Source organism: Kitasatospora sp. NPDC048296, from assembly GCF_043201815.1.
GTDB lineage: Bacteria > Actinomycetota > Actinomycetes > Streptomycetales > Streptomycetaceae > Kitasatospora.
Map to the genome: position 1 here is coordinate 101,041 of NZ_JBICZB010000023.1, position 6,140 is coordinate 107,180.

General features: G+C 70.9%; 5 protein-coding genes. 1 reads left to right on the plus strand and 4 read right to left on the minus strand.

Going from position 1 to position 6,140, the window contains the following annotated elements:
• Positions 1-20 precede the first annotated feature (20 nt).
• Entirely contained in the window at positions 21-857 is an 837-nt protein-coding gene (locus ACGF12_RS16405; protein ID WP_393029597.1) for a hypothetical protein, read from the plus strand.
• Between the two features lie 267 nt (positions 858-1,124).
• On the opposite strand, the gene ACGF12_RS16410 is transcribed toward ACGF12_RS16405, so the two are convergent.
• The 4 genes from ACGF12_RS16410 to ACGF12_RS16425 all read right to left on the minus strand — a co-directional run bounded on the left by ACGF12_RS16410 (position 1,125) and on the right by ACGF12_RS16425 (position 5,952).
• Positions 1,125-1,622 (minus strand): ATP-binding protein, encoded by a 498-nt coding sequence (locus tag ACGF12_RS16410; RefSeq protein WP_393029600.1) that lies wholly within the window; start codon positions 1,620-1,622, stop codon positions 1,125-1,127.
• A gap of 198 nt (positions 1,623-1,820) precedes the next feature.
• Positions 1,821-3,041, minus strand: coding sequence for an Ig-like domain-containing protein (locus tag ACGF12_RS16415; RefSeq protein ID WP_393029603.1), 1,221 nt, complete (start codon positions 3,039-3,041; stop codon positions 1,821-1,823).
• A 163-nt stretch (positions 3,042-3,204) separates the two neighbouring features.
• A complete protein-coding gene (locus ACGF12_RS16420) occupies positions 3,205-4,458 on the minus strand; it encodes an Ig-like domain-containing protein (RefSeq protein WP_393029605.1) in 1,254 nt (417 codons plus the stop codon).
• A 255-nt stretch (positions 4,459-4,713) separates the two neighbouring features.
• Positions 4,714-5,952: an Ig-like domain-containing protein gene (locus ACGF12_RS16425; protein ID WP_393029608.1), complete on the minus strand. Its 1,239-nt coding sequence runs from the start codon at positions 5,950-5,952 to the stop codon at positions 4,714-4,716.
• Positions 5,953-6,140 lie beyond the last annotated feature (188 nt).

Here is a 6,140-nt window from a genome sequence, read left to right on the forward strand (position 1 = left end):
CTACCCACGACTCTACCGCCATGGCCGCGCCCGGATACGGCAAGCAGTCCGCTCCGGAGCAACTCCCCCGCTGCGCGACCGACTTCGCGCACCTCCCGGTGCGCGAGGCGTACATCGCCTCGCTCATCGACCATCTCCCCGACGGCGCCGCCATGGACGTCAAAACCCTTGCCGCCCTCCAGCCCCACTACGGGCAGATGGCCTGCCGCACGGTGCTCAACAACCTCTCCACCGCAGGTCACCTGCGTCGCGTCCGCGAGCGCGTCGGCGACAAGCAGTGCCGCTGGGTGTTCCGCACCTACTTCTCCCGCACGCCCCGCTCCGACGCCTGGTGGACCCGTTTCCTCCTCACGGGCGAGGCGTCAACGTCCGGAGCACCCGATCCCCCCGAGGAGCGAACGCTCAACCGCACCTCCCCCACCTCGGCCGCCTACGCGGCCCTCGCCGGCCTCGGCCTCGCCGACGCCCGCCTCGCACTCTCCGCCGCCGACTGCGCGGCCCTGGAGCCGCTCGCCGCCGAGTGGCTGGCCCGGGGCGCCACCCCGGCCCTCTTCACCGCCGCCCTCACCGCAGGCCTCCCGCCGGACGGCGTCCACAGCCCGGCGGCCTTCACCCGCCGCCGCCTGCTCGACAAGATGCCCCCGGAACGCCCGCTCCCCCAGCAGCAGTCCACCCGCATCATCGAGTGCACCGACTGCCGCACCCCCTGCCGCCCGCACGCCCTCCTGGGCGGCCTCTGCCGCACCTGCCGTGGCACCCCCAAGGCCCCACCGCCCCGCCAGCACCTCTCCCCCACCGTCGTCCGGGCACACGCCGCACGAGCCCGCGAAGCGATGACCACATCACCGAGATCATGAATATTCACAGGCAGCAGCGTGAACCTATGCAAAATCTAAAGGTGAAGTAGGTTACAAACCTTGCAATCCAAGACGCCTGGTTTGCCCATATGCTGAGATCCGTGCGATAGTCAAGACATCGAACTTCGGCGGGCCCGACCTGGCACTGCCGACGCCCATCGCGCGGCACGCACCCCCTTGGCCGGCGCGATGACTTGCAGGGGCCCCCATCCGCCGGACCACGGCGAGCCCGGGGGCCCTGCGCGTATCCGGACCCGAAAGCGCGACTCAGCGCCGCTCGTGCACCCTCAGTTCGAACCAGACCCCCTTGCCACGCGGCAGCAGGTCCGCGCCCCAGCGGTCGGCGAGGTCGTCGACGATCTTCAGCCCACGGCCGCGCTCGTTCACCGGCTTAGCCTCGGCGAGGATCATGCAGGGCAGCGCCCGTGAGGAGTCGCGGATCTCGACCCGCAGCCACCCGGGCTTGCGGCTGACATGGAGACCGATGGTGCGCCCTGCGGCGTGCCGCACCGCGTTGGACACCAGCTCACTGGTGAGCAACTCCCCGGCCTCCAGAAGCGGGTGGAGGTCCCAGGACTCCAGGACGTCCAGCACCAGCTTGCGGGCCACCGGGCCCGACTCCGGCCGGGACGGCAACCGCACCTCGTTCGGCGCGGACTGGTCGCACAGCCTTCCCGCGTACATCTCCCGCAGCTCCCGGGAACTCAGCCGCTCCAGCGCCGAGAGCGCTCCCTGGACGTCGATCCAGGGCGCTTCGGCCACCACGCCGGCCCTGTGAACCGATGACTGATCTGTTTCGCCCCAACCCGCCATGCGGACCATCATTGCGGAACGCAAGCAGCCGCGTACGGACAATGAGCAAACGATCTCCCCGGATCGGCATATGCCGGGAGCAAGAAGGCGTCAACCCGGACCCGACCGCAGTCAAGCCCGGGTTGACCCCGACACGCTCCTACCTGGCGACTACCACTGGCTCCACGGCACGTTCCAGCCACTCAGCCCGTTCGACGGGTCGAGCGTCTCCTTCTTGACGGAATTCTTCACGATCACCACGTCCCCGACCAGCGAGCCGTCGTAGAACTTGCCCATCGTGGTGGAGTCCCCGCCGCCCTTGACGTCCCGCAGGCCCACGCAGCCGTGGCTGACGTTGTCCTCGCCGAAGGCGTCGCTCCAGTAGTTTCCGTGTACGTACGTCCCGCTGGTGGTCAGCCGCATCGAGTGCGGCACCTGCAGGTCGTACGGCGAGCCGGTCATGCCGGGCAGGGTGCTGGACTGCATCCGCACCGTGCCCTCCTTGGACATGATGACCATCGTGCCGTTCCAGGTCGGGTGCTCGTCCGAGCCGGAGGTGATGTCGATGTCGCTCGGCTGCCCGTCCCGGACCACCGTCATCTTGTGCGCGGCGGCGTCAACCGTCGAAACCTGGGATCGCCCGATCGTGAAGGGCTCGTCCCGGTCGGTGCCGTACACCCCGGGGGCGATCTCCACGCTCTTGAGCCGGTAGTGCACCGTCACCTTGGTGCCCGGCTTCCAGTACTGCTCCGGACGGAAGTCCAGCCGGCGGTCGTCGAACCAGTGGCCCTTGACCACGGTGCCGTCGCTGGCCTCGAAGGAGATGCCCTTCGCGACCGTGTCCTTGTTCTTGACGTCCTTGCTGAAGTCCACCGAGACGATCATGCCGACGCCGTAGGTGGCGTTGTCGTCCACGTTGTCGGACGCCTTCGCGAAGGTGTCCGGCGTCAGCGTGGTGAAGCTGCTGTCCGCCTCGGCGACCACGCCGTTGGCGTCCGCGGCCATCGCGCTGACCTGGTAGGCCGTGCCCACCGAGAGCCCCGCGGACGGGGTCCAGCTGGCGCCGTCCGCGGCGATGGTGCCGGCGACCTCCTTGCCGGTCTTGTCGCTCACCTTGACGGTGGTGAGCTTGCCGCCGGTCGCCCCGATCTTGAGCGCGCCCGGAGCCACGTCCACCGCGCCGCTCTTCGGCTCGATGCTCACCGCGGCCGTCGACACCTTCGGCGCCGAACTCGTGGGCGCGGCGGCGGGCTTGGCGGCGGCCGCACCGGCCCCCAGGTCGGCCTTCGCGGCGCTCCCGCTCCCGCCACCGCTGCCGCCGCCACAGGCCGCGGTCAGCGCCATCGCCCCGCCGACCAGGCCGGCGGCCACCACCCTGCGTATCGACCTCACGTCGATTCCCTCCCTTGCTCCCCACGGCCACGACGGACCCGACCCATAGATGCGCCCGGCCACCGGAAAGGTTGCGCCGTTCGAGGGGCTTCTTGCCCCAAAAACCGAGCGACCCGAACCCCAACGGGTGAGGATCGGGCCGCTCGGCGATAAACCTCCGGGCCTACCAGTTGGCCCAGTCGATGTTCCAGCCGCCCAGCCCGTTGGAGGGCGAGACGGTCTTCTCCTTGGTGTTCACGATCTTCACGACGTCGCCGACCATCGAGTCGTTGAAGAACTTGCCCGCGACCGAGGAGTCACTGCCGCCCTTCACGTCCTGCATCGAGATGCAGCCGTGGCTGCCGTTGCTCTTGCCGAAGGGGTTGGACCAGTAATTGCCGTGCAGGAAGGTGCCGGAGGTGGTCAGCCGCATCGCGTGCGGCACGTCCTGGATGTCGTACTCGCCGCCGAGACCGACGGTCTGCGAGTTCATCCGGGTGACCCTCTCCTTCTCCATGATCACCATGGTCCCGCCCCAGGAGGGCGTCGCGTCCGCGCCCAGGGTCACCGGCAGCGTCGTGGACTTGCCGTCCCGCTCGACGGTCATCTGGTGCGACTTGGCGTCCGCGGTGGAGATCATGGAGCGGCCGATGGTGAACGGCTCGTCCTTGTCCACGTCCCCGTAGATGCCCGGCGCGACCTCGACGCTCTTCAGCCGGTAGTGCACCGTCACCTTGGTGCCCGGCTTCCAGTAGTTCTCCGGGCGGAGGTCGAGCCGGTTGTCGCCGAACCAGTGGCCCTTGACCGTGGTGCCGTCGCTGGCCTCGACGGTGATGCCCTTCGCGACCGCGTCCTTGTTCTTGACGCTCTTGCTGAAGTTCACCGAGACGATCATGCCGACGCCGTAGGTGGCGCCGTCGCTGATGTTGTCGTTGGTGGAGACCTTCTTGTCCGGCGTCAGCGTGGTGAACGAGGTGGTCGACGCGGACACCTGCCCGGCGTCGTCCTTGGCCTGCGCGTTCACCTTGTACGCCATCCCGACGGCGAGCGCCGCCGAGGGCTTCCAGCCGGTGCCGTCCGGGGTGATCGCACCCGCGACCGGCTTGCCGTTCTTGTCGGTCACGTCGACCGTGGTGAGCTTGCCGTTCGAAACCGACACCTGCAGCGCGTTCGGCGCAACGTCCTGGGCGCCGTCCTTCGGTTCGACCGCCAGCTGTGCCGCTGAGGCCTTCGGCGTGGCCGCGTTGCCCCCCGGGGCGGCCGTCCCGTTCGCGTCCGCGGACGCCGTCGCGGCGGCGTCCCCGGACGTGCCGCCCTTGTCGTCGTTGCACGCCGCGGTGAGCAGCAACACCCCACCCATGACCAACGCCATCGCAGCCCTGCGCCCGTAACGGTTGCTGGTGCGTATCGCGGCGTCGGCCGCCTTACCCGTCTTCACGGAATCTCCCCTCCCGGTATCCACTCTCTTGACGCGACGAGTGCCCCCATGAGTTGCACCGGGTGCCGATCTTTCGCACTGATACTCGCCCGCTCGCCTCCGGGGCGCTCGGACCCGGCGCCCCTTCAGTTCGGGGCGGGAACTCGCCCGCCCGCCTCCAGGACGGGGCGACCCCGACGCGCCGGAGCAGGATAACTGGGCCGTCCGAGTGAAAACTCAGGGGAGGGGGGTGGAGCGGAGGTGAACCACCGGTGACTACCGCAGGGCGCTCCCGGCCACCCACTGCTCCCACGGCACGTTCCAGTCGCCCAGCCCGTTCGACGGCGGCACGAAGTCCCCGGCCGAGGCCTTCACCTCCACCACGTCCCCCGGGACGGTGTGCTCGAACAGCCAGCCCGCCGGGGTGTCCTTGCTCGTGCCGCCCTTGGCGTCGGCCAGGCCGATGCAGCCGTGGCTGGTGTTGGCGGTGCCGAACACCCCCGGGTCGGCCCAGTAGTTGCCGTGCAGGAAGGTGCCGGAGGCGGTCAGCCGCATCGCGTGCGGGACGTCCTTGATGTCGTACTCGTTGCCCATCCCGACGGTCTGCGAGTTCATCCGGGTCACCTTGTACTTCTCCGACACCACCATCACGCCCCGGTAGGTGGGGTGGTCGGGGCTGCCGCCGGACACCTTGAGCACCCGGACCACCTTGCCGCCCTGCCCGGCCCGGACGGTCAGGGTGTGCGCGTCCAGGTCGACGGTGGAGACCTGCGCCCGGCCGACGGTGAAGTGCAGGTCCCGGCTCTGGGAGCCGAACACGCCCGGCGCGCCCTGCACGTCCTTGAGCCGCAACGCCACGGTGACCTTGGTGCCGGCCGCCCAGTACTGCCGCGGGCGGACGTCCAGCCGCTGGTTGCCGAACCAGTGCGCGGCCACCGGCACCGGCGGGTCGGCGGTGACCTGGACGGCCTTCTCCACCGCGGCCCGGTCTACGATCGGACGGCTGAAGCGCAGCGAGACCGGCATCCCGACGCCGACCGTGGAGCCGTCCTCCGGGGTGAAGAAGGCGACGAAGGTGTGCGCCCGGGCGACGGTCGAGAACGCCGAGTGCTGGGCCGCCCGCTGGCCCTGGTCGTCCTCGGCGACCGCGTCCAGGGTGAAGGCGGTGCCGAGTGGCAGCGGGCCGTCCGGTGCCCAGGCGGCACCGTCCGGGCTGATCGTGCCGGGCAGCTCGGTGCCCTTGCCGTCGGCCAGCCGGACCGACACCAGCCGTCCCTGAGCGGCGTTCACCCGCACCGGGCCCTCCGGCGGCACGTCCTGGACGCCGTCCGCGGGCAGCGCGGTGAGCACCGCCCGGGACGGCGGCGGGGGCGGGGTGTACGGGGCTCCGGCCGCTCCGGCCGCATCCTCGGCGGGCGCGCCCGCCGGGCCGCCGCCACCACACCCCGTGAGCAGCACCAGGCACCAGCCCGCCACCCCCACCCACCGCGCCCACACCCCAACTCGGCGCCGCATCCCGGGGCCTCCCACTACTCGGTTCCGACGCCGGGAACAACGAGGGCCGTCCCAGCGGGGACACGCCGGTCACCCACCCCGTGGGGGGGGGGGGGGGGGGGGCCCCGGGGGCCCCCCCCCGCCCCCCCCCCCCCCCCCCCCCCCCGCCCCCCCCCCCCCCCCCCCCCCCCCCGCGGCCGGCGGCCCGC

Coding starts and splice junctions, on each gene's coding strand:
- ACGF12_RS16405 (WP_393029597.1), top strand. CDS start 21: ATGGCCGCGCCCGGATACGGCAAGCAGTCCGCTCCGGAGCAACTCCCC.
- ACGF12_RS16425 (WP_393029608.1), bottom strand. CDS start 5,952: ATGCGGCGCCGAGTTGGGGTGTGGGCGCGGTGGGTGGGGGTGGCGGGC.